Source organism: Roseibium sp., from assembly GCF_965276855.1.
Taxonomy (GTDB): Bacteria; Pseudomonadota; Alphaproteobacteria; order Rhizobiales; family Stappiaceae; genus Roseibium.
Genome location: NZ_OZ255700.1, coordinates 4,825,851 through 4,851,379 on the forward strand (window position 1 = coordinate 4,825,851; position 25,529 = coordinate 4,851,379).

24 protein-coding genes are annotated in these 25,529 nt (G+C 56.9%); 13 read left to right on the forward strand and 11 right to left on the reverse strand.

Annotated elements, in window-relative coordinates:
* Positions 1 to 3: 3 nt before the first annotated feature.
* Together ACQY4Z_RS22355 and ACQY4Z_RS22360 are read right to left on the reverse strand one after the other, a co-directional pair.
* Entirely contained in the window at positions 4 to 768 is a 765-nt protein-coding gene (locus tag ACQY4Z_RS22355) for an FKBP-type peptidyl-prolyl cis-trans isomerase (protein WP_428524964.1), read from the reverse strand.
* Between the two features lie 144 nt (positions 769 to 912).
* Positions 913 to 1,488 (reverse strand): MarR family winged helix-turn-helix transcriptional regulator, encoded by a 576-nt coding sequence (locus tag ACQY4Z_RS22360; protein WP_428524966.1) that lies wholly within the window; start codon positions 1,486 to 1,488, stop codon positions 913 to 915.
* 232 nt (positions 1,489 to 1,720) lie between these two features.
* Between ACQY4Z_RS22360 and ACQY4Z_RS22365 the strand changes: the two genes are divergently transcribed.
* Positions 1,721 to 2,695 carry a DMT family transporter gene (locus tag ACQY4Z_RS22365; RefSeq protein WP_428524968.1) on the forward strand — a complete coding sequence of 325 codons (975 nt, stop codon included), beginning with the start codon at positions 1,721 to 1,723 and terminating at the stop codon, positions 2,693 to 2,695.
* Positions 2,696 to 2,932: 237 nt separating this feature from the next.
* On the opposite strand, the gene ACQY4Z_RS22370 is transcribed toward ACQY4Z_RS22365, so the two are convergent.
* From ACQY4Z_RS22370 to ACQY4Z_RS22385, 4 genes are all read right to left on the reverse strand, one after another.
* Positions 2,933 to 3,232 (reverse strand): hypothetical protein, encoded by a 300-nt coding sequence (locus tag ACQY4Z_RS22370; protein ID WP_428524970.1) that lies wholly within the window; start codon positions 3,230 to 3,232, stop codon positions 2,933 to 2,935.
* A 124-nt stretch (positions 3,233 to 3,356) separates the two neighbouring features.
* The gene (locus ACQY4Z_RS22375; RefSeq protein WP_428524972.1) at positions 3,357 to 4,253 is read right to left on the reverse strand and encodes an ROK family protein; all 897 of its coding nucleotides are present in this window, start codon (positions 4,251 to 4,253) and stop codon (positions 3,357 to 3,359) included.
* A gap of 2 nt (positions 4,254 to 4,255) precedes the next feature.
* Positions 4,256 to 4,978: a class II aldolase/adducin family protein gene (locus ACQY4Z_RS22380; protein ID WP_428524974.1), complete on the reverse strand. Its 723-nt coding sequence runs from the start codon at positions 4,976 to 4,978 to the stop codon at positions 4,256 to 4,258.
* A gap of 279 nt (positions 4,979 to 5,257) precedes the next feature.
* Positions 5,258 to 6,193: a pirin family protein gene (locus ACQY4Z_RS22385; protein ID WP_428524976.1), complete on the reverse strand. Its 936-nt coding sequence runs from the start codon at positions 6,191 to 6,193 to the stop codon at positions 5,258 to 5,260.
* Between the two features lie 159 nt (positions 6,194 to 6,352).
* Between ACQY4Z_RS22385 and ACQY4Z_RS22390 the strand changes: the two genes are divergently transcribed.
* Positions 6,353 to 6,958: a thiamine phosphate synthase gene (locus ACQY4Z_RS22390; protein ID WP_428524978.1), complete on the forward strand. Its 606-nt coding sequence runs from the start codon at positions 6,353 to 6,355 to the stop codon at positions 6,956 to 6,958.
* Positions 6,959 to 6,966: 8 nt separating this feature from the next.
* On the opposite strand, the gene ACQY4Z_RS22395 is transcribed toward ACQY4Z_RS22390, so the two are convergent.
* Positions 6,967 to 7,848: a LysR family transcriptional regulator gene (locus tag ACQY4Z_RS22395; RefSeq protein ID WP_428524980.1), complete on the reverse strand. Its 882-nt coding sequence runs from the start codon at positions 7,846 to 7,848 to the stop codon at positions 6,967 to 6,969.
* A gap of 333 nt (positions 7,849 to 8,181) precedes the next feature.
* Here ACQY4Z_RS22395 and ACQY4Z_RS22400 point away from each other — a divergent pair, with 333 nt between their 5' ends.
* On the forward strand, positions 8,182 to 9,681 hold the full coding sequence (locus ACQY4Z_RS22400) for a CoA-acylating methylmalonate-semialdehyde dehydrogenase (protein ID WP_422023172.1): 1,500 nt from the start codon (positions 8,182 to 8,184) through the stop codon (positions 9,679 to 9,681).
* Between the two features lie 66 nt (positions 9,682 to 9,747).
* Here the strand turns inward: ACQY4Z_RS22400 and ACQY4Z_RS22405 are convergent, their stop codons facing one another.
* Positions 9,748 to 10,068, reverse strand: coding sequence for a hypothetical protein (locus ACQY4Z_RS22405; RefSeq protein ID WP_428524982.1), 321 nt, complete (start codon positions 10,066 to 10,068; stop codon positions 9,748 to 9,750).
* A gap of 235 nt (positions 10,069 to 10,303) precedes the next feature.
* Here ACQY4Z_RS22405 and cydD point away from each other — a divergent pair, with 235 nt between their 5' ends.
* The 6 genes from cydD to ACQY4Z_RS22435 all read left to right on the forward strand — a co-directional run bounded on the left by cydD (position 10,304) and on the right by ACQY4Z_RS22435 (position 18,150).
* The gene (gene cydD / locus ACQY4Z_RS22410) at positions 10,304 to 12,109 is read left to right on the forward strand and encodes a thiol reductant ABC exporter subunit CydD (RefSeq protein WP_428524984.1); all 1,806 of its coding nucleotides are present in this window, start codon (positions 10,304 to 10,306) and stop codon (positions 12,107 to 12,109) included.
* A complete protein-coding gene (gene cydC, locus ACQY4Z_RS22415) occupies positions 12,106 to 13,791 on the forward strand; it encodes a thiol reductant ABC exporter subunit CydC (protein ID WP_428524986.1) in 1,686 nt (561 codons plus the stop codon). Before cydD ends, cydC begins: the two co-directional genes overlap by 4 nt.
* A gap of 153 nt (positions 13,792 to 13,944) precedes the next feature.
* The gene (locus ACQY4Z_RS22420; RefSeq protein WP_306148476.1) at positions 13,945 to 15,549 is read left to right on the forward strand and encodes a cytochrome ubiquinol oxidase subunit I; all 1,605 of its coding nucleotides are present in this window, start codon (positions 13,945 to 13,947) and stop codon (positions 15,547 to 15,549) included.
* Between the two features lie 6 nt (positions 15,550 to 15,555).
* Positions 15,556 to 16,713 (forward strand): cytochrome d ubiquinol oxidase subunit II, encoded by a 1,158-nt coding sequence (gene cydB / locus ACQY4Z_RS22425; RefSeq protein ID WP_428524989.1) that lies wholly within the window; start codon positions 15,556 to 15,558, stop codon positions 16,711 to 16,713.
* A 27-nt stretch (positions 16,714 to 16,740) separates the two neighbouring features.
* Positions 16,741 to 16,860, forward strand: a complete 120-nt coding sequence (cydX, locus tag ACQY4Z_RS22430) for a cytochrome bd-I oxidase subunit CydX (protein WP_428524991.1) — start codon at positions 16,741 to 16,743, stop codon at positions 16,858 to 16,860.
* Between the two features lie 279 nt (positions 16,861 to 17,139).
* A complete protein-coding gene (locus tag ACQY4Z_RS22435) occupies positions 17,140 to 18,150 on the forward strand; it encodes a BMP family ABC transporter substrate-binding protein (RefSeq protein WP_306148478.1) in 1,011 nt (336 codons plus the stop codon).
* Positions 18,151 to 18,216: 66 nt separating this feature from the next.
* Here the strand turns inward: ACQY4Z_RS22435 and ACQY4Z_RS22440 are convergent, their stop codons facing one another.
* Positions 18,217 to 18,759, reverse strand: coding sequence for a peroxiredoxin (locus ACQY4Z_RS22440; RefSeq protein ID WP_428524993.1), 543 nt, complete (start codon positions 18,757 to 18,759; stop codon positions 18,217 to 18,219).
* 233 nt (positions 18,760 to 18,992) lie between these two features.
* Positions 18,993 to 19,826: a hypothetical protein gene (locus ACQY4Z_RS22445; protein ID WP_428524995.1), complete on the reverse strand. Its 834-nt coding sequence runs from the start codon at positions 19,824 to 19,826 to the stop codon at positions 18,993 to 18,995.
* A 341-nt stretch (positions 19,827 to 20,167) separates the two neighbouring features.
* On the opposite strand from ACQY4Z_RS22445, the gene ACQY4Z_RS22450 reads away from it, so the two are divergent.
* Genes ACQY4Z_RS22450 through ACQY4Z_RS22460 form a run of 3 tightly spaced genes read left to right on the forward strand, consistent with a single transcriptional unit; the run spans position 20,168 to position 23,285 of the window.
* Positions 20,168 to 20,641 (forward strand): TRAP transporter small permease subunit, encoded by a 474-nt coding sequence (locus ACQY4Z_RS22450; protein ID WP_428524997.1) that lies wholly within the window; start codon positions 20,168 to 20,170, stop codon positions 20,639 to 20,641.
* Positions 20,638 to 22,197, forward strand: a complete 1,560-nt coding sequence (locus ACQY4Z_RS22455; protein WP_428524999.1) for a TRAP transporter large permease — start codon at positions 20,638 to 20,640, stop codon at positions 22,195 to 22,197. Before ACQY4Z_RS22450 ends, ACQY4Z_RS22455 begins: the two co-directional genes overlap by 4 nt.
* Positions 22,198 to 22,220: 23 nt before the next feature.
* Positions 22,221 to 23,285: a TRAP transporter substrate-binding protein gene (locus tag ACQY4Z_RS22460; RefSeq protein ID WP_428525001.1), complete on the forward strand. Its 1,065-nt coding sequence runs from the start codon at positions 22,221 to 22,223 to the stop codon at positions 23,283 to 23,285.
* Between the two features lie 54 nt (positions 23,286 to 23,339).
* Here ACQY4Z_RS22460 and ACQY4Z_RS22465 read toward each other — a convergent pair whose 3' ends face one another.
* Positions 23,340 to 24,221, reverse strand: coding sequence for a DMT family transporter (locus ACQY4Z_RS22465; RefSeq protein WP_428525003.1), 882 nt, complete (start codon positions 24,219 to 24,221; stop codon positions 23,340 to 23,342).
* Between the two features lie 284 nt (positions 24,222 to 24,505).
* Between ACQY4Z_RS22465 and dusA the strand changes: the two genes are divergently transcribed.
* Positions 24,506 to 25,525: a tRNA dihydrouridine(20/20a) synthase DusA gene (gene dusA / locus ACQY4Z_RS22470; RefSeq protein ID WP_428525005.1), complete on the forward strand. Its 1,020-nt coding sequence runs from the start codon at positions 24,506 to 24,508 to the stop codon at positions 25,523 to 25,525.
* Positions 25,526 to 25,529: the final 4 nt, after the last annotated feature.

Consider the following 25,529-nt stretch of genomic DNA (forward strand, 5'->3'; position numbering starts at 1 on the left):
ACTTCAGCAGAGCCAGCAATTCTCGGGCTGCACAGCTTCTGTGACGTCTCCGCCGCCTGAGATCCAGCTCGTGATGCCATTGGTCACGTTGGCGACCTGGGTGAAACCGCCCTGTCCGGCAAGGTACTCCGACAAGGCTTTGCTGCGCGCGCCCGTCCGGCACAGGAAGATGACCTCATCGCCGGGGCCGGAGATCAGTGACTGCAGTTCCTTGCCGAAATTGGGGTTCGGGTTTCCGGAGGCATCGAAGAAGGTCACCAGATGGGTGCCGGGAATAACACCGGTCTGTTTCCATTCATCCGGGCGGCGAATGTCGATTACAGTCGCTCCTGCGGCCAGGCGCTCTTTGAGCTGATCATTGCTGAGCTCGGAGAATTTCTTGCCTTTGACATCCAGTAACTCGATTTCGAATTTGAGCGTGGCATTCGGCGGAATGACCCCGCCAGCGCCGGATGCGCCATAGGCGAGATGCGGCGGGATGATCAGTTCGCGCTTGCCGCCGACCTGCATGCCTTCAACACCTTGTTCCCAGCCTGGGATCACCCGGCGTTCGCCGAGTGTGAAGGAAAACGGGGTGCCCCGGTCGAGGCTTGAATCGAACTTTGTCCCGTCCATCAGCCAGCCGGTGTAATGCACGACGACGGTCTCGCCGACATTGGCTTCTTCTCCGGTGCCTTTTTCGATGTCCTTGATTTGCAGTTGTTCTTGCGCGACTGCCGGGAGAATAAACAGTGTTGCGGCAAGGATGGGGGCGATCCACTTGATCATGTCGGGGTCCATTTTTCCGAAAAATCTCGTGTGACCGTCGATCATCTCCTTCTGAAATGCAAATCAAGGTGCGTTGATTGGGGCCGCGCCTATTGCCGCACCAATCGCATCCTTCTGGCAGGTTGCGGTTATCTGGCGGGTGGGTCAGCCGGTCTTCTTCTCGTTGGCCGTGCGGATGAGTTTTTGCAGGAGGGTGCCGAGTTGCTGTTGTTCGTCTTTGCTCAAGCCGTCGACAGCGGCGGCCTGTGCGTCCACATAGTCCGGCATCATGCCTTTGACGAGGTTTAGCCCCTTGTCCGTCACACAAACGGTCAGAGCCCTTCGGTCTTCCGGATGGGGGCAGCGTTCGACAAGACCGGCCTTTTCCAGTTTGTCGAGCCGGGCCGTCATGCCGCCTGAGCTCATCATGGTGGTCCGGTAGAGTTCGGTCGGGGTGAGCTTGTAGGGCGGTCCGGAGCGGACAAGCGTTGCCAGAACGTCGAACTCTCCGAGTTTCAGGCCGATCTTGGCATAAGCTGGCGTCAGATAATCGGCGGTCATCATCTGTGAGGCTTCATTGATTCGGCCGAGCACCACCATGGGTGTCAGCTTGTTTGCGATCTCCGGCACTTCCTTTTGCCATTGCTGGCGGGCGCGCTCGGCCCGGTCCATCAGAAGCTCTTCAGGATCCCCGAACATGTGGTCCGGGTTTTTTGAGCGTGAAGACGGCGATTTGGACATCTTGCTTCCTGGTTTTATCGCGCAAGCCTGTTTCACCAACCCTTTTGCGCCGCACAGTGGCTTTTCTAGATGATTGATTTCTATTCCGAAAATGCGCCAGGACTCGCTGATTGTCAATCAATATCAAGAAGCTTGATAAAAAGTATCTTGATATAAAGATAATAATCCTTATGTTGACCGTTACCGGCCGTATTGCCGCGGCTGAGAGACTGTTTTTGAGAAGGATTTTCAAATGTCGGATACCTTTAAAGCCCTGCCGTCACAGGCCGGGGAAGTGCCCCGGCAACAACCGAGCCTCTTGACCCGGTTTTACGACAACCCGCTTTTTCTGCTTCTAACCGTTGGCAGCTTTCTGGCCGTCTCCGTTGTGTTTGCCAAAACCGGCCCCATGGTGGGATGGCATCCGTTGGGACTGTTGCAATGGGCCATCATCGGAGGTGCCGCGCTGCTCTGGAGCGGGGCACAAGTCGCTGGCGTGGATAGCGGTGCCAGGCACCGGACCACCCGCGCAGCGAAGGTGCGTCTCCTGAAATACCTTTTCATCACGGGCATTTTGTTCATAGCACCCAACATGATTGCGGTGGTCGCGGCCCCTGAAGTCGGCGCGAGTTTTGTCTCGCTGAGTTATGCGTTTCCGTTGGTTCTGACTTATGCCTTCGCTGTGTTGATCGGACTTGAACGGTTCCAGTTTTTGCGCAGCATTGGGGTTCTGGCCGGTCTTGCCGGCGGTGTCCTCTTGGCGGGCGGTGGGGCCGGGGTGTCTCCTGAAGGCTCCCTTTGGGCCGTGGTCACACTCGCAATCCCGGTGTTTCTCGCCGTTGGAAACATCTACCGGTCTCTGAAATGGCCGGACGGTGCGACACCCATCGAACTGGCTCTTGGCATGATGGTCGTGGCGTTCATCGCGCTGGCAATTTTCAACGCGGTCATGGGAATACCTGTTGGTCCGGCCGAGTGGACGTCCGCAGCGCTTGGCCTTTTGTTGGCACAGATCCTGGCGTTTTCGGTACAATACGGGCTCTATTTCCGCCTGCAGCAGGTGGCCGGTCCGGTCTACCTCAGCCAGATCGGCTCCGTGGCGGCCATCGCCGGACTTGGCCTCGGATATCTCGTCTTCAGCGAAGTGCCCAACCTTGCGAAACTCGGGGCCATCGCAGCCGTCGCCCTCGGCATCGTGTTCGTCACACTTGGAAAGGGGCGGAGTTGATCGGCCCTTGTTAAAAAGACACTTTTCGCCACCAAAATGCCGTCCCGGCCTTGCGCCGGGACCAGTTCGTTTCAGTCAAGAAGGCTTTGGTCCCGGTTCGCGCTTTGCTTGACCGGGACGGCAAACGGCGGGAAAGGAGTCCGCTTCAGTAAATCGTTCGTTCCACAGCCAAGCAGCGCAGCGAATGCTGGAGCTATCGCCGTGCTTGGCCTTGCGGACGGGCGATCCCTGGAACTTTTAATCCAGGTGAGAACCGAACTTCTCGATCCAGCCATCTTCGGTGTAGAGCTCTCCGCAAAGACCGTCACTTGTCTCCGCAACATTGATCACCGACCCGTCTGAGGCTTTGAACACCAGTTCGAGTTTATCGTAGTTGTTTTCGAGCATGAAGAGAAACTCGTGGAGGCAATCATCAATCGTGGCTTCCACGATTTGCCTGAGTTTTTCTTTCTGGTCAGGGCTTGAGGCTAGCGCTTGAATGGTATCGTGACGGCTTTTTTCCACGCGGATGGAGCCGTTTTCTATCTGCCTATACATCCGCTGAACTCGGTTTCTAACAGCTGAAATAAACAGTTCTCCGAATTGGTCTAGAGGATCGTATTGGGTCATACTCCACCTAAATATTTGATATTAAAATCAGTGCCTTAGAGAATTGACCTAACTAGTCGTTCCACAGCCAGGCCGCACCGCGCACGCCGGAACTGTCGCCGTGCTTGGCCTTGCGGATTGGCGTGTCATAGGTGTCTGAAAAGACGTAAGGCAACATGGCGTCCGGCAGGTCGTCATAGAGCTCTGCAATGTTCGACATGCCGCCGCCGAGCACAAAGACATCCGGATCCAGAAGGTTGGCCGACATGGCCAATGCCCTGGCCAAGCGGCTCACATAATCCTGGTAGACCTTGGTTGCCACCGCGTCCCCGGATCGTTTCAAGTCGATGATTTCATGACCTTTCAGTGCCTGCCCGGTGCGTTCTTTGTAGTCCCACTGGAACCCGGTGCCGGAGCACCACAGATCGATGACGCCCTTGTGGCCGATCCAGCTGTCGGGGCCCGGAAACTCTTCCGCCGTCATCCAGGGCAGGGCGATGCCGCCCCATTCCCCGCCAATGCCGTTGGCGCCAAGATGGGCCTTGGCGTCGATTGCGATGCCGGATCCGGATCCCGTGCCAATGATAATGGCGTGCACGATATGAGCGCCTGCGCCGGCGCCATCCGTCGCCTCGGAAACGGCCAGGCAATTGGCATCGTTCTGGATGCGCACAGGACGGTTGAGGGCGGCCTCCAGATCCTTGTCGAGCGGCTTGCCGTTCATCCAGGTGGAGTTGGCGTTCTTCACAACACCGGTCTTGGGGGAAAGCGATCCGGGAATGCCTAACCCCAGCGAGCCGGTCTGGCCGGTTTCACTTTCAGCCGCGTCGACCAGATCCTTCACCACGCGGATGCAGCCTTCATAATCATCTTTCGGCGTTGCGCTGCGCTGGCGGAACAGTTCTGCGCCCGCATCATCCAGCGCGATGATCTCGATCTTTGTTCCACCCCAATCAATTCCAAGACGCATGTTCAACCCACCCGTTTCGGCAATTCAAATGCAGCGGATTGACCGTCTTTGAGGTCGCCCGCCTGTTTGCCGTAAGTTTTGAATTTCGTTAGAATGTCGGCCATCTCCGCCGCATCCAGGATCACCGGTTGCCCAAGTGTCAGTGCGGACAAATATTGATCCGCAAGGTCTTCAACACCTTCAGCAACCGACAAGGCCTTCTTGAGTGTTGCCCCGCCGGCAATCTGTCCGTGATTGGCGAGAAGACATGCGTTTCGATCCCCAAGGGCGTCGATCATGGCTTCTGAGAGTGCGCGGGTCCCGAAGCTCTCGTATCGGGAACACTCGATCCGGTCGCCCCCGGCAAGGGCCACCATGTAGTGGAAGGCCGGAATGCCCTTCCGATGACACGCCAAGGCTGTCGCACGCGGGCTGTGGCAATGGACGACCGCTCCGCAGCCTGACTTAGCCAAATAGAAGTCCAGATGCATGCGCCATTCCGAAGAGGGCAGAATGTCACCGCGATAACATCCCTGCATATCAACGGCGACGATCTTTTCTTCAGTCAAATCTTCATAAGGTGTCCCGGACGGAGTGATCAAAAAACCGTTTTCTGTGCGTGCACTCACGTTCCCGGACGTGCCTTTTGTCAGCCCCAGTTTCGGCAATGCCCGTGCCGTCTCGATGATCTCCGCGCGGAGCGCCTCGGTGTCTTTGGGAAAGACAGGCTGAGTTTGGGCGGTCATGACAACTCCTTGAAACCAATCCGTTCTGTATAAAGGCCAGAGCGTGGGCTTCAAGGGACGTGGCGGTCACTTACGATTTCCGCACCGGTTTCGCAAAAGAAAACCGGGTCTGTACGCGGCTTGACCGAATGATCGTGGTGCAGTTTTCGCTCACCAATGGTGCTTTGACCTATAAGCTGTCCCGGCCTTGAGCCGGGACCGGTGCCCATAAACAGTTGGCCCCGGATCAAGTCCGGGGCAGCAATGGAAAACAGTTGTGTTACGCCTCTTTCGTTTATGTTACGGCCCAGGCCGGTCCGGCAGGGGAATGAACTCCTCTTCGTCACCCGGCACGATGTCGAACCGGCTCTGACGCCAGTCCTCTTTGGCCTGCTCGATCCGTTCCTTGGACGAGGAAACAAAATTCCACCAGATGTAGCGTTCACCATCCATAGGCTCGCCGCCCATCACGACAAACCGGGCGGGTGCCGGAGAGGTGTTTTCGATAACGAGATGATCGCCCGGTTTGACGACCATCAGCTGCGCCGGATCGAAAGTCTGTCCGGCAATCGTGATCTGGCCGGAAATTGTGTAGATGCCGCGTTCTTCCCACCCGGCATCAAGCGGCACCTTCGCGCCCGGCTCCAGATGGATGTCGGCATAGAACATGTCTGAAGCCGTTTTCACTGGCGCCGTATGGCCGTAGAGCGATCCGGCGATCAGTTTTACTGACGCGCCCTGATCCGCAAATTCCGGCTGCTCATCGGTTCCGTGGTGCTGGAATGTCGGGTTGGTCTCTTCCAGATGCTTCGGCAAGGCCACCCAGCTTTGCAGACCAAACAGCGGGCGTTTTTCATTGAGCCGTTCGGGCCGTTCGCGCTCTGAATGGACAATGCCTTTTCCGGCGCTCATCCAGTTGAGTGCGCCGGGGGCAATAGCGATTTCCGTGCCGAGACTGTCCCGGTGGTACATTTCACCTTCAAACAGATAGGTCACGGTCGCAAGGCCGATATGCGGGTGCGGGCGGACGTCAATGCCACCGCCCACCAGGAGCTCTGCCGGGCCCATCTGGTCGAAGAAAATGAACGGGCCGATCATCCGGCGCTTTGCGGATGGCAGCGCCCGGCGGACCGAGAAGCCGCCGAGATCTGATGTGCGCGGTACGATAATCGTCTCGATCGGATCGCAGCTTGCAGCGTCTCCCGGAGTTGGATCCGGGCAATTCAACCAGCTCATGGGCCTCTCCCAATGTCACAAATAAGTTTCTTCTCACCATAGATAGGGGATGTGCGCCGAAAGTGTCCATTGAACAGTCCGTTTCGGTCTTGAGCAGTGATTTGCACGCAGTATAACGGACCGGTAATCGGCCTTAGGCCGCTATCTCCGTGAGCCAGTATGAAACTCGATCCTTTTTATCTCATCGTTGACAGCTCTGATTGGATTGCCCGGCTGGTTCCGCTGGGCGTGAAACTTGTGCAGCTGCGCATCAAGGACCGGCCGGACACGGACATTGCCCGCCAGATCCGGGAAGCAAAAACCGTCTGTGCCGATCACGGCTGCCAATTGGTCGTGAATGACTATTGGCGGCTCGCCATTTCCGAAGGCTGTGATTTTGTCCACCTGGGGCAGGAAGATATGGCGGACGCTGACGTGGACGCGATTCGCAAGGCTGGCTTGAAATTGGGCGTTTCCACCCATGATGGCGTGGAGCTCTCGACGGCATTGGCGGTGCAGCCGGAGTATGTGGCGCTCGGCCCGGTTTATCCGACGGTCACCAAGGAACTGAAGTGGGCGCCGCAGGGGCTGGAAAAGATCACCCGCTGGAAAGCGAACATCGGCGATCTGCCCTTGGTCACCATCGGTGGATTGACCGTGGAACGGCTTTCGGGTGTTTTTGAGCATGGCGCGGACAGCGCTGCGGTGATCACTGACATTACCCGAAACAGCGATCCGGAGGCGCGGACACGCGAATGGATCTCTGCGACGCAAAAGTGGCGCTAAGGTCCCCGTTATTCAAACATCGCCTTGTCTCGCGCGACTTGCTCGCGCAGGAAGTCCTGCACCGCCGCGACGTGGCGCAGGGGGCGGGAACTTTCGTGGGTGACCATCCAATAGGCGCGTTTCAATTTCATATCCGGTAGAACAGGCACAAGCGATGGATCTGCGCGGGCGATAAAGTCGTGCAGGATGCCAATGCCAGCTCCCGCCTTGACGGCTTCAGTCTGGCCGAGTGCCGACGCGATTTCGAAGCGCGCGGTCCAGCCCTTAAAGAACTCCGTGCCATAATTGAGCGAAGCGGAATAGAGCAGGTCCTCCACATACCCGATCAGATTGTGTGCGCTCAAATCTCCGGGACTTTCCGGGAAATCCCGTTCCGACAGATAGGACCTGGAGGCGTAGAGCCCGAGGGCGTAATCGACCAGTTTTCCGGCGATCAGGCGGCCCGTTTCCGGCCTCTCGATGGTGACGGCGATGTCCGCCTCCCTTCTGGACAGGGAGAAGGAGCGGGAGACCGGAACAAGCTGAACCGTGAGGCCCGGATGCTGGCGCGTGAGCAGGCCGAGGCGCGGGGCAAGGTACGCCACCCCGAACCCGTCTGGTGCACCAATGCGCACGGTGCCGGATATCTCCGGCGTGTCATCGCCAAGATCGGCTTCGGCTTGAAGAGCTGCAGCTTCCATTGTCTCGGCGCGGTCGAAAAACCGGCTGCCGGCATCGGTTAAGACGCAGCCTGAGGTCGAGCGATCAAAGAGCCGGGTGCCAAGACTGTCTTCAAGGGCGGTCAACCGCCGGGCAACGGTAGCATGGTTCAGCCCGAGCCGTTTGGCCGCCGCCAGAATCTGCCCCGTGCGGGCCACGCCCAAAAAGATGCGAATGTCGTCCCAGTTCATAGAGTTATGTCTTTGTTATCGTCTCGGACCCTGCGCAGCGAAGATCCGGGGTCCAATCGATTGCGGATGGCTGGTTTAGTTTTCGGCCCGAGTAGTCCCAGCTCCGCGCTCTGCTTGGCCCGGGTCGCGTGGGGTGGCTTTTGTGCCGGGTTTGTGATGCCTGTTTATTATCAAGTTATAGTGGAGCTTATGCGTTCTAACTATAAAAAATGCACAACGGATGCGGATTATCGGTTCTTGTAGAATGCAAAAATAAAAGCGAAAACAGCTGCAGCAAAATTTGGGTGGCAGTTATCAGCTGCCGCTGCTTCTGACGTTTTGGGAGAAACGAACATGGAAAAGATCGGTCATTTTATCGGCGGCAAACAGGTTGAGGGCACCTCGGGCCGCTATGCCGACGTCTACAACCCGGCAACCGGTGAAGTTCAGGCGCAGGTCGCGCTTGCAACCACCGCCGAAATGGAAGCTGCCGTTGCAAACGCTGCCGCTGCCCAGCCGGCCTGGGCTGCGCAGAACCCGCAAAAGCGCGCCCGCGTGATGATGAAGTTTGTCGATCTTCTGAACCGCGACATGGACAAGCTGGCTGAAAAGTTGTCCTCCGAACATGGCAAGACCTTTGTAGACGCAAAAGGCGACGTGCAGCGCGGTCTGGAAGTGATCGAGTTCTGTATCGGCGCACCGCATCTTCTCAAGGGCGAATTCACGGACAGTGCCGGCCCGGGCATCGACATGTACTCCATGCGCCAGCCGCTGGGTGTTGTTGCCGGGATTACTCCGTTCAACTTCCCGGCCATGATCCCGCTCTGGAAGATGGGCCCGGCACTCGTTGCCGGTAACGCGATGATCATGAAGCCGTCCGAGCGCGATCCGTCCGTTCCGATGATGCTGGCTGAGCTCTTGAAAGAAGCCGGTTTGCCGGATGGCGTGTTGAACGTCGTCAACGGTGACAAGGAATCAGTCGATGCGATCCTCGACAACCCGACCATTCAAGCTGTCGGCTTTGTCGGCTCCACGCCGATTGCCCATTACATTTATCACCGGGCTGCTGAAAACGGAAAACGGGCGCAGTGCTTCGGCGGTGCCAAAAACCACATGATCATCATGCCGGATGCGGACATGGATCAGGCAGCGGACGCTCTTGTCGGTGCTGGGTATGGCGCCGCAGGTGAGCGCTGCATGGCGATCTCCGTGGCTGTGCCGGTTGGCGATGAAACCGCAGACCGCCTGATCGAAAAACTGGTTCCGCGCGTTGAAGCATTGAAAGTCGGCCCATGGACAGCCGGTGACGACATCGATTTTGGTCCGGTCGTGACCAAGGCCGCACAAGAAAACATCCTGCGGCTCATCAACTCCGGCGTCGACCAGGGCGCGAAGCTTGTTGTCGACAACCGTGACTTCTCCATGCAGGGCTATGAGAACGGTTTCTTCGTCGGGCCGCACCTGTTCGACCATGTCACCAAGGACATGGACATCTACAAGACCGAGATCTTCGGTCCGGTGCTGTCGACTGTGCGTGCCAAGACCTACGAGGAAGCCATTGGCCTTGCCATGGATCACGAGTACGGCAACGGCACCGCGATCTTCACCCGCGACGGTGACACGGCCCGCGACTTCGCCAACCGGATCAACATAGGCATGGTCGGCATCAACGTGCCGATCCCTGTGCCGCTCGCCTACCACACGTTCGGCGGCTGGAAGAAATCCGGCTTCGGCGATCTGAACCAGCACGGTCCGGATGCGTTCAAGTTCTACACGCGGACAAAAACAGTCACCTCCCGTTGGCCGTCTGGCATCCGGCAGGGTGCGGAATTCTCCATTCCGACCATGAAATAAGTCTGTATGTGCGGACAGATTGAGATGCGGGCGGACCATCTGGTTCGCCCGTTCTCTTTTGTGGCTTCAAGCGGCGGCCGTCATGTCGGCCTCGACCACCCGGTCCGCGGTATAATGTGCCATTGAAACAAGACCATCGATTTCTGCCATGATGGCTTTGAAGCCCGGATCAGACATGACCTTTTGTCCGGCGGCTTTGGCCGTCGCGAGGTCGCGCCACATGACAACATCAGCGAAGAGGCCCTCGTCGTCGCAGGCCTCATAGGCGGACCAGGACAAAAAGCCTTCATAGTTGCGAACAATGTCCTGCGCTGCCCGCCGGGCAATGCGCGCTTTGGCGCGGTCCTTGACTTTGAAAACCACCAGTTCGAGGCACGGAGTTGTCATGACGGATCATCCTTTTCGGTTTTGCTGTTGAGGAAACAATGTCCGCAGACTTTGTTGCACAGGCCTCCTGCCAGCTTCCTGTCAGGAGAAACGGCTGGTGATTGGGGCAAAATCCGCGCTCAAACCTTGGGCTAGATGGAAATTTCGAAAAACCGCGTGTAAGAGTCGTTGAAACAAGACAAAGGGGCAAAAAGCCTCAGTGACATCGCGGGGGGAGCGCGGCGATAAGCAGTCCATGACTAAAGGGAATACCAAACGGGCAAGAATACCGGGCGCGAGCGTGACGACTGCCGATGCGGCTGATGGGCCGATCGGCGTGCCGGATGACGCCTGCGCGAAGGCTCTTCGGCGTGCCGGATTGCTGTTGGCATGCGCCGATCTCATTTGGATTGCCCAGGCCGGACTGATCACGTTTGCCGCTGCTCTGTTGCTTCAGCCCTTTTTGAACCCTGCAAGCGTGAACGTCTCCCTTGAGAGCTCTGTTCCGGTTCTTGCTGCCGGTTTCGGCGTTATAGGGCTGGCGCTTGTTCGCATGGTTTTGCAGACGAGGGGCATGAATGCGGCGCGCCGAGCGGCACGCAGTGTGCAAAGTGCAGCGCGATCCAGGTTATTGAAAGCCGCCGTTGAAGTTTCGCCCGCGGCAACTTTTCCATCTTCGGGTGCCTTTGCGGCCCATTTGACCGAGCAAGTGGATCTTCTTGGTCCTTACTACCAAAATTATGTGCCGCAAATGATGCGGGTAAAAGTTGTCCCATTGGTCATTGTTGTGGCAGTGCTGCCCGTCAGCTGGATTGCCTCTCTCATTCTGCTGATCTGTGGCCCGTTGATCCCGGTTTTCATGGCCCTGATCGGCATGCGGGCCAAGAAAGCCAGTGCCCATCAGCAAAATGAGCTAACCCGGTTAAGCGGAACGTTGCTGGACCGGATCCGAGGGCTGGAAACGCTCACTCTCTTTGGTGCGCTCGATCGTACGTTGCAAAGTGTCAATGACGCCGGAGAGCGGTTCCGGTCCGGCACAATGAATGTCCTGAAGATTGCGTTTTTATCTTCAACCGTGTTGGAGCTGTTCTCGGCGCTCGGGATTGCTTTTGCGGCTGTCTATATCGGCTTTTCACTCCTAGGAGACATCTCCATCGGAACTTGGGGATCGCCTTTGACCTACGGCGGAGGGCTGTTTGTCCTGTTGCTGGCACCGGAGTTTTTTGCGCCCCTGCGCGGATTTGCGGCCGCCTACCATGACCGGGCAGCAGGTTTGGCAGCTCTGGAAAGCCTTGCCAGTCTTGAAGACAGCTTTCCGGCACCCGAGCCAAGCGATGCTGAGAAAAGCGAAGTGGTCACGTTCCTTTTCGGAGGTAACGTACCAACTATCCGGTTTGAGGACGTTTCGATCCGGTTCGGCGAGCGGTCGGTCTATGAGGCTCTCACACTGGATATTCCGTCTGGCCAGACGCTTCTGTTGTTTGGTCCGAGCGGCAGCGGCAAGACAACGCTGATCGACTGTATCCTGGGTTTCCACACACCAGCAGACGGTGCCGTGACGATTGATGGACAGGTGCTGACATCAGCAATGGCCAAGCAATTGCGTCAGAACGCCATGTGGCTCGGTCAGTCTCCGCGTCTGTTTCATGGCTCCATCAAGGCCAACTTGATGCGGGGTGCCGGACCTGGCGAAAGTGTCAGTGATGACGACCTCTGGAATGCTCTTAGGCTCGCCGGTGCGGAAGGACTGGTCCGCGGGTTGCCGCGCGGACTTGGGACACAGCTGGGCGAAGACGGTTTTGGCTTGTCGGTTGGCGAGATCCGGCGGATTGCGCTCGCAAGGGCAGCCGTGCGCAAATCGGCAAAACTCCTTTTGGCAGATGAACCAACGGCGGGGCTTGATGATGAAACCGCTGCCGATGTGATCTCCGGGCTGCAAAAGCTGTGCGCCGGCCGGACGGCGGTCATCGCAACCCACAATCCGGCCATTCTGGCTCTCCCTGGACAAAAGATTGATCTTGCCCGCTTGGCTGGAGCGAATATTTTGGAGACAGCCGGATGAGCGCTGTTCTGAGCTTTGTCTCCCGCCACTTTCGGCACAATCGCCTATCCTTTTGTCTCGGGATTGCGGCTGCACTGGTTCCGGCAATTTCCGGCCTGTTGCTGTTGGGTGTGGCAGGCTGGTTCATCACGGCTGCCGGTATTGCCGGGGCGACAGGTGTGTTTTTGAACATCTTTGCCCCGAGCGCCATGATCCGGGCTTTGGCGATCTTGCGAACAGCGGGCCGGTATGGCGAGCGGATGCTGACCCATGACGCAACATTCCGGTACCTCGCGGATCTGCGCACAAAGCTCTTTGCCGCAATGGCGTCGAAGTCGCTGTCCGGAAAGCGATCCGGCTTGCTGTTGAACCGCCTGACCATCGACATTTCCGCACTGGACGGGGTTTATCTCCGTTTGGTTGTTCCTTTTGCGGTAATTTCGACGGTCTCGCTCGCGGCACTTGCGATCTGGTTGTCTATGCCGGCAATCGTATTTGCCGCTGGCGCGGTTTGCCTCAGCGGCTGGTTCGGGCTCGCAGTCTATGCGGTGCGCAGTGCCGACAAGAAACTTGCCCGCCGGGCGGACGCTGCCAACGAAGCCATGCGTTTGAGAGCAACGGACATGGTCGCCGGCCGCCGGGATCTTGCGGTGTTTGGCGGGCTGGAGCCGGTTGTTGAAACCATTCGGCAGGCGGATGACAGCCAGGGAGCAGCGGAAGATCTGGAAGATCGCCGGGCGGTCCGCTTGACCGGGTTTTCGGCCGCGCTCGGACAGGTGTTTGTGGCCCTGATGCTGGTCGCCGTTTCGCTCTCGATTATGGCAAACGATATCTCTCCAGGCCTGGGCATTGCTCTTGTCCTTGCAGCCATAGCCGTTCCTGAGATCATCGGGTCTATCCTGCCGGGGCTTGCAAAACTGCCCCGTATCGCTTTGGCGGCAGACCGGACAAACACTTTGCTCGCGCCGTCTCAATCGGACGAAAGAGCTGTTGTCGACCAAAGAAACGACAACAACCAGGAAGAGCCTGTTACTGGTTCAATTCTAAAGTTCGAGTCGGTGTCATTCGGCTATCCCGGTGCAGAGCGCACTGTTCTGGAAAATCTGTCCTTTGAACTTTCAGAGAAACAAACGCTAGCAATTGCGGGGCGCAGTGGATGCGGTAAGAGCACCGCTGCCGCACTTGCCTCCAGAATGCTGGTTCCTGGCAAGGGTCGGATTCTTTTGAACGGTCAGGATTTGGCTGATGTGCCCGAAGCAGAGCTTCGTTCACGCGTCACGGTTCTGAGCCAGCGTCCGCATCTTTTCAATGACACGGTCGGCGCGAACCTGAGGATTGCGAACCCGTCTGCAAGCGATACCGAACTCTGGATCGCGCTGGCGCAAGCGGCCATCGCGCAGCGGATCTCTGAAAGCCCGGATGGACTAGATACGGTCATCGGGGAGGGGGGGCTTGGTCTGTCTGGTGGTGAACAGCGGCGTATTGCTCTCGCACGTGCGTTTTTGACAAATCCGGACCTGTTTATCCTGGATGAAATGACGGAAGGATTGGACACGGCGACGACAACAGACGTCCTGGAGCGGTTCTTCTCTTTCCGGGGGCGCGCTGCTGTTCTCATGATCGCGCACAAGCGGATCGAATTGGAATCGGCCGGCAGCGTTTTGTTTCTCAATCAGAGAAAAGCCGATCTTGCAGCGGAATAAAGTGACTTCAGATTATCTCGAATTTGTAATTTCGTATTCATTTTGATGTAGTTAGGTGATCTGCAATATAGTTTGGGTGCATTGACCTTAAGATGCACCTGGGTCACGATCTCGTCAAAGGCTAAGGCCGCACGGGCTTAAAAGGGGAACACGATGGAACTCAACGTCGTCGATCTGTCGCGGCTGCAGTTTGCCATGACTGCAATGTACCACTTCTTGTTCGTGCCACTGACCATCGGGCTCTCGATCCTGCTTGCCACCATGGAAACGGTCTATGTCATGACCGGCCGTGAAATCTGGAAACGGATGGTGAAGTTCTGGGGAACCCTGTTCGGTATCAATTTCGTGCTCGGGGTCGCCACGGGGCTGACAATGGAGTTCCAATTCGGCATGAACTGGGCCTATTTCAGCCAGTATGTCGGGGATGTGTTTGGAGCGCCCTTGGCCATCGAAGGCTTGATGGCATTCTTTCTCGAAGCGACCTTTGTCGGCTTGTTCTTCTTCGGCTGGGACAGACTGTCGAAGCGCCAGCACCTCGCTGCGACCTGGGCCGTTGCTTTCGGCACCAATTTTTCAGCGCTCTGGATCCTGATCGCGAACGGCTGGATGCAGCATCCAGTTGGTGCCGAGTTCAATCCCGACACGATGCGAATGGAAGTCACAAGCTTCTATGAAGTCCTGTTCAACCCGGTTGCCCAGGCCAAGTTCGTTCACACCGTATCGGCCGGTTACGTCACCGCGGCGATGTTCATGATCGGGATTTCCGCGTGGTACATGCTGCAGGGTCGGCATCTGCAGATCGCGAAACGGTCCATGGCAATCGCCTCGGCATTCGGCTTTGCATCGGCACTGTCCGTCGTCGTTCTGGGCGATGAGAGCGGCTACGAAGCCAATTTGAACCAGAAGATGAAGCTCGCAACCATCGAGGCCATGTGGCACACGGAACCGGCCCCGGCTGCGTTCAACGTTGTCGCCTGGCCCGACATGGAAACACGGGAGAACATCTTCGCGATTGAAGTTCCGTATGTGATGGGTCTCATCGCAACACGGTCTCTGGATACCGAGATCCCGGGCATCAACGAGCTCGTGGAGCGATCGAAAGATCGCATCCGGCAAGGCGCGGTCGCTTGGGATGCGTTGCAGAAAATTCGGGAAAACCCGGCTGAGGCCAGCGAAGAGTTGCGGGAAACATTCCGCCAAAACGCACAGTCTCTCGGCTATGCCTATCTCCTGTTGCCCTACACCGACAACCCGATGGCAGCTACGACCGAGCAGGTTGATGCGGCAGCCTGGTCGACGGTGCCGAATGTTTGGCCGATGTTCTATGCCTTCCGGATCATGGTGGCGTGCGGTTTCTTCTTCATCCTGCTGACAGCCGTGTTTTTCTACTATTCCTCTGCTGGCCGGCTGGAAACGCTCATGGAAAAACGGCGCTGGATCCTTCATGTCGCGGTCTGGTCTATACCGCTGCCCTGGATTGCATGCGAAATGGGCTGGTTTGTTGCCGAGTATGGCCGTCAACCCTGGATCATCGAGAGTATGCTGCCAACGTCCGCTGCCGTTTCCAGTCTCTCCGTTCCCGAAGTTCTGCTGACGCTCGCCGGTTTTGTGGCCCTTTACAGCACGCTTTTGGTCATCGAGATCGCGCTGATGATCAAATACATCAAGATTGGACCGGAGGATGGCGAACGGATTGCTCCCACACCACCACCGTCCATCTCGGCGCCCTCATCAGCTTCAGCAGTTCCGGCGGAGTAAGCGATCATGGTCCTTTACGAACTCATCGATTACTCGACCCTGAAAGTGATCTGGTGGTTGCTGCTCGGCATCCTGCTGATCGGATTTGCCGTGACCGACGGTTTCGACATGGGCGTTGGAACGCTGCTGCCGTTCATCGCCGAAACCGATATTGAGCGGCGCGTCGTGATCAACACGATCGGTGCCACCTGGGAGGGTAATCAGGTCTGGTTCATCTTGGGGGGCGGTGCGATCTTTGCTGCCTGGCCGCCGCTCTATGCGATCAGCTTCTCCGGTTTTTACCTGGCCATGTTCGTGGTCCTGGCGGCCATGATCCTGAGGCCAGTGGCCTTTAAGTATCGCTCCAAACGGCCTGACCCTAATTGGCGCAGCGCATGGGACTGGGCACTCTTCACCGGGTCTTTTGTGCCCGCGCTGGTGTTTGGTGTTGCGGTCGGCAACGTCCTTCTTGGGGTGCCATTCCGGCTCGATAATGAACTTCGCATGACCTATGACGGCTCGTTCTTCGGATTGTTCTCGCCATTTACGCTTCTGTGCGGACTTTTGTCGGTCACCATGCTTGTGATGCATGGGGCGGTCTGGCTGGTGATGCGGGCGACCGGGGAGATTGCTGCACGGGCCAGAAAGGCCGGCACCTTTGCAGCTCTCTGCGGGATCCTCCTGTTCGGCGTTGGCGGATATCTGGTTGCAACCGGTTATGTAGAGGGCTTCCGGATCACATCGGAGGTCGACCCAAACATGCAAGCCAACCCGCTCGCCAAACAAGCGGTTGTTGAGGACGGAGCCTGGATGCAGAACTATGCGGCTTATCCGGTACTGTGGCTTGCCCCGATCATGGGGTTCTTGGGGATGCTCGGCACACTTGTTTTGCTGCAGACGCGCTTCGAGATGCCGATTTTCGCGTTCTCGAAGATGGCTGTATTCGGGATCATTGCCACCGTCGGAGTTTCGATGTTCCCCTTCATTTTGCCGTCCTCGGTGCAGCCGGAGGCGAGCTTGACTGTTTGGGACGCCTCTTCAACACATCGCACGCTCTTCAACATGCTCGTTGCGGTTGTCATCTTCCTGCCGATCATCCTGGTTTACACGGCCTGGGTCTACAAGGTGCTGTGGGGCAAGATTGATGAAGAAACCATCGAACGCGACAACCACACGGCCTACTGAGGCACGCACAGACGGAGACGAAATCTCATGTGGTACTTTGCCTGGATCCTGGGAATGCCGCTCGCCTGCTGTCTGGCGATCTTGAATGCAATGTGGCTTGAGTTGCGCTCTGAAGACGAACGGCGCCGGAGTCTCAATCCGGACTAAAAGCCAAAAGCCGTGTCTCTGATAGCCGCTCCGCCCCGAAAAAACAAGGGGTCAAAACGGCTGCGATCCCGCGGCCGGGTCGTCTTTTCAGGGAGCGATCGAGCGTGCCTTACCTGTCTACTGAGTGGTCTATGTGCTGACCTTAGGTAATAATTCAAATTTCAATTGTATTTTTCAGTTGCCCGACAATTCCGGTATTGGCAGGCTTCGGGTTAGACGCGTTGATTGCCTTTTCATTCAGTAGAAACACAAGCAATCATTGCCGGAAGAAAGGCGAGAATGCAGAAGATTACGTTATTGAGACTGATTGCCGTTTCTATTTTTCTCGTTTTTTCCGGGGTTGTACCCGCGCGCGCCGAGACTGTTGGTGCTGTTATTTTTACGAATGCCAAGATGGATGGTTCCTTCAACGAACTCGCAGCAATTGGGTCTGAGCGGGCCGCGGCTGAGTTTGGACTTGAAATCCGGGAATGGATCAGCACGGATCCGGACGAGACGATGAACGTCATCCGGCAGTTCGCGAAGTCCGGTGTGAACCATATTCTGACGCTTGGATTTGAGAGCTCGGAACTCGTTCGCACCACGGCCATGGAGTTTCCGGATGTCAAATTCACAAGCATCGATGGTGTCATCAGTGACCTTCCCAATGTCCGGTCTATCCTCTTTGCGGATGACGAGAGCGGATTTCTTGCAGGTTATGTTGCCGGCCTGAAGACAAAAACCGGGACAGTGGGGACCATTGGCGGGATGGATATCCCACCGGTGCGCCGGTTCATGTGCGGATTTGAAGCCGGGGCGAAATATGCCAATGCTGATGTCAGTGTGTTGTCATCTTTTGTGGGTCAGGACATGTACGCCTTCCGGAACATTCAAGGTGGAAAGGCGATCGCAGACAAGATGTTTGCAGATGGGGCTGACGTGATTTTTGCACCGGCCGGAATGGCCGCGGAAGGCGTCGCACGGGCCGCTCGAGAGCAAGATGCCCATGTGATTATGGTGGATGCTAACAAAAACGGGTTTTTGCCAGGAACCGTTTTGACCAGTGCTTTGAAACGGGTCGATGAGGCGGCCTATGCAACTTGGAAAGCTGCGATCGATAACACATGGACACCGGGCCTGGTTGTAATGACAACCCGTGACAAAGGCGTCGGCTGGGCGGTTGACGAGCACAACAGGGCTCTGGTTTCCGATGTCGAAGACCAGGTGAATGCAATCGTGGATGGATTGGCCGCCGGCAGCGTTGCGATTTTGCCTGGGGACACTGTTGCTGGCTGCGCCGATGTTCTTTGAAGCTTTGCCGGAAACAAAAAAGCCCCGGAGCAGTCCGCGCCGGGGCTTGATCCATAAGGCAGCAGTTTAAGCAGCTTTTGCTTTGGATGCCTTGAGGCTCTCCAGAATGTTCTGCGGAGACGAAACGCCGTATGGGTCGGTTTCACAATTATCCGAGAAGCCTTCTTCTTCGAACCACTGTTCTACCATGCCGTCGGTGACGACCGCGCCATAGCGCCAGGACCGCATGCCAAAGCCAAGATTGTCCTTGGCGACCAGCATGCCCATTTTGCGGGTGAATTCACCAGAGCCGTCCGGAATGACTTTGACCTTGTCGACGCCCTGAGCCTTTGCCCAGGCGTTCATGACAAAGGCATCGTTCACGGAGATGCAGTAGATTTCGTCGACACCTTCGGCCTTGAAGTCGTCGAACAGTTTTTCAAAGTCCGGCAGCTGATAGGTAGAGCAGGTGGGGGTGAATGCACCCGGAAGGGAAAACAGCACGACCTTCTTGCCTTTGAAGTAGTCATCGCTTGTCTTGTCGTCCCACCGAAACGGGTTCGGGCCTTCGATGGATTCGTCGCGGACACGGGTGCGGAAGGTGACAAAAGGAACTTTTTTGCCGAGCATTTATAAACTCCAGGAAATGGATTTTGAATTTGCTTTCAAACCGGTAAGAGGTGCAGCGCCCGGGAGGAGGTGGGCCGTCCCGACATCCAGCCTAAAAGCGAAAGGACGGCCCCGACGTAGCGCACTTGCTGCGCTGCGGCAAGGCGCGACGGTTCAAAGAGATGCGGCAAATTCACAGATTGCTGAGACTGAGACCACGCGTTCGACGTGGTCTCAACTGGAGGTCTGATTTGCTAGTGCGCGCCGGTCAGGGATACCTTGAATTTGGCACCATCGCTCACTCCTGAAATCTGGAAGAAATGGGCTGGACCTGTTTCCGGCCGCACGATCCAGACCTCCATCGGTTTTGCATTGGCAACATCAAGTTGGATATGCCGAACAGTCAGGTTTTTCCCTGCGACCGAGGTCTGCGTATCGCCGAGATCTTTGACCTTCGCCTTGAACACGGACATCTCCTCCGTGTCGATGATCGTCAGAGAGCTTGGCAAATCGTAATCGTTCGACTGCCAATAGAGCGGCAGGCCGATCAGTGATGTATCGAAATGGTCGGTTGTCAGGCGTTTGTGCTGCGGAGCGTCCCGCTTGTCTGACAGGAGAATGCCGGCAACAGCCATCGCATCCCCGGCGTACGGCACAACCGTCGCAATGACCTCCTTTGCCAAGCCTGCAAGCTCTTCGGTTTCAAGCTGTTCCGGTGTCTTCATCTCGGCTGTAAATGCCAGATAGCTGCTGCCGGACCGCTGAATCTTTGTCCAATAGGTTTTCTTGTTCTCAACCAGCCTGTTGGAGGCTGCATCAAGATATCCGTCAACGGAGATTGTTTCTTCCAGAACGCTGTTGATGCGTACCTTGCTGAAGAATGATTTTGTTTCGATCTGAGTGGACAGTTTCAATCCGTGACCGCCATCTGGCTGCTGAACGTATTCATGTACGATTTGGCCGACCGGTTTTCCATCGAGTTCAATTTGATAGGTAAGGGGGGAAGCCGCATGGGCGCCCGACAGGCTGCCAAGGACCAAACCGGCGAAAACACTTGAGGTGACGATAATTGATCTTAAGAAGCGCATGTTGAATGAGGCCTGAGTTTTGGAGCAGATGCTCCGGTTAAGACAGGAGGAAAGGGCGTAAGCCCGCAGAGTTCGATAAGTTTCCATAACTGTTGCAGCACGCACGAAGCTGGGATGGTCAGGTGCTCTGCGCTTATTTAAACGAACGAACGTTCGTTTACAATATCTGTGTCTTTCGTTTTTTGTGCACGCTTGTGGTGCTGGCATTTGTTCGGTGTGTTTCACCGATCACCAAAAAGCGAAAACGCTGGTACCGCCGATAACCGGGACGGGCTATTGCGGGATCACAGGCTGAGCCGCTACAACATGGTCGGAATCACGTGTTGCAGTTCGGAATTTTCATGCAAAACTTGTTACAAGCGGTGCGCTGGCTGTGCATGGGGCTCGCCGTCATCGTTTTTGCCGGCCAACTCGCCATGGTGCTGATGCGGTATTTGCTCGGTGTCGGCTTTGTCGAACTTCAAGATGCTGTCAGTTATTCGTTTGCGGCGCTGGTTGCACTGTCCGTCGCTGTAACCTTTGACCGGGACCGTCACGTACGAGTGGACGTTTTCCGACAGACCTGGTCGGACCGCGTCAACCAAAGCATTGACCGAGCAGGGGATCTGTTGTTTGCACTTCCAGTCTTTGGGCTGATGCTGTGGGCGGCGTACCCGCTTGTCAAAAGCTCCTGGCTCATTCTGGAAGGCTCCCAGGAAACCGGCGGTCTCCCGGGTCTTTTTGTCGTTAAGACCTGCCTCGTTATCCTCCCCGCATTGATCCTCTTGATTGTGCTCACAAGACTTGTTGGCGTTGTCCGCCGGAGCGTTTCATGAATCCCGATCTTCTCTGGCTTGTAGTTCTGGCTCTGGCCGTCTTTGCCGGGATCCTTTCCGGCGTTCCGGTCCTATTGGCAATCGCGGGCGCACCGACGCTCGTTGCTTTAATCGCCGCATCTGCCGGACAATTTGATCTCGGTTATTTCCAGGCTGTGCCGCAGCGTGTCTTCGGCGTCATGACCAATCCGCTCCTGCTCGCAGTTCCATTGTTCGTGTTGATGGGGCTGTTGCTTGAGAAATCCCAGCAAGCGGAAAAAATGCTGAAAAGCCTGACGGCCGCGCTTGGCGGCAATCAGTCCGCGCTCGCTTTGGCGGTTGTTCTGGTCAGTGCGCTGATCGCGGCCTCGACGGGCATCATTGGCGCGACGATTGTCATGCTCGGAACGATCACGCTGCCTGCGTTGTTGAAGGCAGGGATCAACAAGCATATGAGCAGCGGCCTGATTTGCGCCAGCGGTACGCTTGGTCAGATCATCCCGCCGTCAATCGTTCTGATTTTGCTCGGAGATCAGATCTCCAACGCCTATTTCGAAGCGCAACAGGAAGCTGGCAATTTTGCGCCTGACCCGGTCACCGTTGGTGATCTCTTTGCAGGTGCCCTGTTGCCGGGTCTTCTGCTGGTGGCGCTTTACACCGGCTATGTGTTTTTGAATCTGCGCGGCAAAGCGTCTGAGACCGATGAGACTGCAGAATCTCCCAAATCCTCGCTATCGGAGCTCTTAAAAAACATCGCGCCGACACTCGGTCTCATCATTGCTGTGCTGGGCAGCATTTTGATCGGGGTTGCAACACCGACGGAGGCGGCCGGCGTTGGCGTTGCCGGTGCACTGGTGATAGCAGCGGCCGGGCAGGGTGCGCGTGCGTTTTGGGTGGCATCTGCCTGTGCGGCTCTCGCAGTTTTACTCCTGATCCTTCGGCAAAGCGGACTGTTCGGTCTTGAGTTCGCCGGTGGCAAGATCGCCTGGACGCTGCCGACACTGACCGCAGTCGGGGCGGTTGTTGTGCTCGGCGCGCTGCTTGCCGCGGTCGTGATGGCTTTGCCCCACCGGGATGTCTTGGGCTCTGCCCTCAGCGAGACAGTCATCATCACTGGCATGATTTTCGGCATTGTTATTGCCGCAAGTATCCTCTCCCTGGTTTTCCGCGGCTTTAATGGCGACGAACATGTCTCCGAGTTGCTGCAATCTCTGCCGGGCGGCGCCTATGGCATGCTGCTCCTCACGATGCTCGTGATCTTTTTGCTCGGTTTCATCCTTGAATTCGTCGAGATCATTTTCATTGTTGTGCCGATCGTTGGGCCAATCATCCTGCAGACGGACATCAGTCCGGTCTGGTTCGCCGTTCTGATCGCGCTCAACTTGCAAACATCGTTCTTGACGCCGCCCTTCGGCTTTGCCTTGTTCTATTTCAGATCGGTTGCGCCCGATACGATCAGGACACGGGACATTTATGTTTCGGTCCTTCCGTTCGTTGGCTTGCAGTTGTTTGCTCTGGCCCTTGTGGCCGCTGTTCCGGCTCTGGCCACCTGGCTGCCGGACGTCTTGTTTAAATAGAAATCATCTGAGGGAGACTTTCCATGAAAAGACGTGATTTCCTAAGGGCTGGGGCCGTTGCGGCACCTGCTGCAATGCTTGCAGCACCAGCGATTGCGCAGGGTAAGATCGAGTGGAAAATGCCAACGTCGTTTCCGGCCAAGGCGCCGGGCGTTGGAACAAATGCCACGACGTTCGCTGCCCGCGTCAACGCTATGTCGGATGGTCAGTTGACGCTGAAAGTCTTCTCCGGCGGCGAACTGGTACCGCCCTTTGGTGTTGAAGACGCCGTGGAGCAGGGTACGGCCGAGATCGGCCATTCCACCCCGTATTATGCGGCTTCCAAGAACTCGGCCCTTCACTTCTTTTCTGCCGTGCCTTTTGGCATGACGGCGGTTGAAACGACAGCCTGGCTTCAGTACGGCGGCGGCCAGCAGCTTTGGGACGAGATCTACGCCGAGCGTGGCCTCAAGCCTTTCTACTCCGGCAGTTCCGGTGTCCAGGCAGCTGGCTGGTTCAAGAACCCGGTCAATAGCCTTGAAGACCTTGCCGGTTTGAACATGCGGATTGCAGGCCTTGGCGGCGAAGCCATGCGCAAGATCGGCGTCAATGCGGTTCTCCTGCCGCCTCCGGAAATCTTCCCGTCCTTCCAGTCCGGTGCGATTGATGCAGCAGAGTGGGTTGGTCCGCTGCTCGATCAGGCGTTCGGTCTGCAAAAGGTTGCCAAATACTGCTATGTCCCGGCCTTCCACGAGCCGTCCGCGGCCCTTGAGATTGTCGTTAACAAAGACGCTTATGACAGTCTTCCGGCACATCTTCAGGCAGTGATTGAGAATGCCGCCGCTGCGGCTTCCGTCGAGACGACTGCGCAGTTTGACTATTATAATGCTCTGTCCTTGAAGAGTCTCCAGGAAGACGGTGTCACGTTTGGTGCTTTCCCTGGTGATGTGATCGCGGCACTCAAGACGGCTGTTGCAGAAGTCATGGCGGAAAACGCGGAAGCGAATCCGCGCTTTGCGGAAGTTCAAAAGAGCTACAATACGTTCCTCGATCTCGCCAAGGACTATGCCACCTTGGTCAAGGAAACGACCTTCACGCAGCGCGTATAAAGCTTAAAGGCCGGGAGCGATCCCGGCCTTTTTGAAAATGGGGCACAGACAGACCTAAGGCTGCGACCGGCTTTCCCGCAGAACGATGAAGATCCCGCTGGCGATGATGATCGCCGCGCCGATATAGGTCCAGGTATCCGGGATCTCCCGCCAAAACATCCAGCCAAGCAAGGTCGCCCACAATAGCGAGGTGTATTCAAACGGCGCGATCGTGGACGCGGGGGCAACGCGAAAGGCCTGGGTGAGCATGGTTACACCCGCCGTCCCGAAAGCTGCAATTCCGAGAAACAAAAGCGCGTCTTCTGCCCGCGGCGGCACCCATAGGAACGGCATGGTCAACGCACTGATCAACCCGCCGGACCCTACCAGGTAGAGCATCAAGGTCCAGACGCTTTCGCGCTCATCGACCAGCCGTGCGCTCAGCATTAAGACGGCGTAGAGAAAAGCCGTTGCAAGCGGCAGAAGCAGGGCTGGCTGAAAAGCGCTTGCACCTGGCCGGACGACCACCAAGACACCGATAAACCCGACCATCACGGCGGACCAACGGCGCCAGCCGACTTGCTCGTTCAAAAACAAGGCCGAGATCGCCGTGATGAAAATGGGCGCGATGAACACGAGGGTCGTCGCTTCGGCCAGACCTAGATACCGGAAGCTGGTGAAAAACGTCATGGCCGCCAGCACCCAGACACCGCCGCGGACCAAATGAGCGACCGGTTTGTGCGACTTTAGCGCGGAAGGCCCCGCCAGCTTCCAGATCAGAGCGACAACAATTGGCAGCGCGATCAGGTTCCTTATGAATAGGATTTGCAGGACCGGGTAATTGGCGGACAAGGCCTTGGCAATCGCGTCGCTGACGCAAAGACAAATAACCCCTGCGCATATCAGGGTGATACCGGCCCGGGCATTGGACCTTGGCGTGGGGGCTGCCGAATTCATGAAGTACTCCGAAAAGGAGCGCCAATTAATCATTGAAGCTTGTCAACGGCAAGCCGAATGTAGCAGATGGCCTGATATGTTCTGATGGATCAAAATCTGTAAGTTATTGAAAAAATACATACCTATCTTTGACTGGCATTGTGTCAGCTGAAGGAGGCGGTCATCCCACCGCCCAAGAGTGAGCGAACCGGCGGAACGAGCGCCGGGCTTGATTCCAATCCGCACAAAACATCCGCAGAATTCGCTATTTTGCGTTCAAGGCGGCCAAGTGATATGGAGGCGCCATGACAACCCGTGATCGCCTTTACACCGCCCATCAGCCGCGCTTCGCAGTCGCACCAATGATGGAGTGGACTGACCGCCATTGCCGCGCATTCCACCGGCATTTGTCGGCGCATGCGCTGCTGTACACCGAAATGGTCACGACCGGCGCGGTGATTCATGGTGACCGGGAGCATATTTTAGGGTTTTCCGATCTGGAGCATCCGGTTGCGTGCCAGCTTGGCGGGTCTGATCCGCAAGCAATGGCAGAAGCGGCAAAGATCGTGGAAGACTTCGGCTATGACGAGGTCAACATCAATGTCGGGTGTCCGTCCGACCGGGTTCAGTCCGGGCGGTTCGGCGCGTGCTTGATGGAAGAGCCGCAGCTTGTTGCGGACTGTGTTTTAGCGATGAATGCGGCAGTCGCTATTCCGGTGACCGTCAAATGCCGGATTGGCGTTGATGATCAGGACCCGGAGCCGGCGCTTGATGCCGTTGCCGATCTGACCTTCGCCGCCGGATCCGACGCGCTTTGGGTACACGCCCGCAAGGCCTGGCTTCAAGGCTTGAGCCCGAAGGAAAACCGGGATGTTCCGCCGCTTGATTACGACCGGGTGGTGCGCTTGAAACAGCGCCTTCCGGACAAGTTCATTGGCCTCAACGGCGGTCTCGATACGCTTGACCAGGGCGAGCCTTATCTCAAGACGCTGGATGGCCTGATGTATGGCCGGGCCGCGTATCATTCACCCGAAATCTTGGGCGAAGTCGACGCCCGCCTTTATGGCGCAGAGACCGAGACCGTCACGCCGTGGGATGCGGTGCGGGGGCATATGACCTATTTGGACGATCAGTTGTCCAAAGGCGTGAAACTGGCGCACATGACCCGGCATATGCTTGGATTGTTCCATGGCCGGCCGGGTGCGCGCTCCTGGCGCCGTATCCTGACAGTGGAAGCCATCAAACCGGGCGCAGGCCTTGAGGTGGTCGAAAAGGCACTCGAAGCCGTCAGCCCCACGAATTTCGAAGTGGATGCAGCCGAGTAGCCTT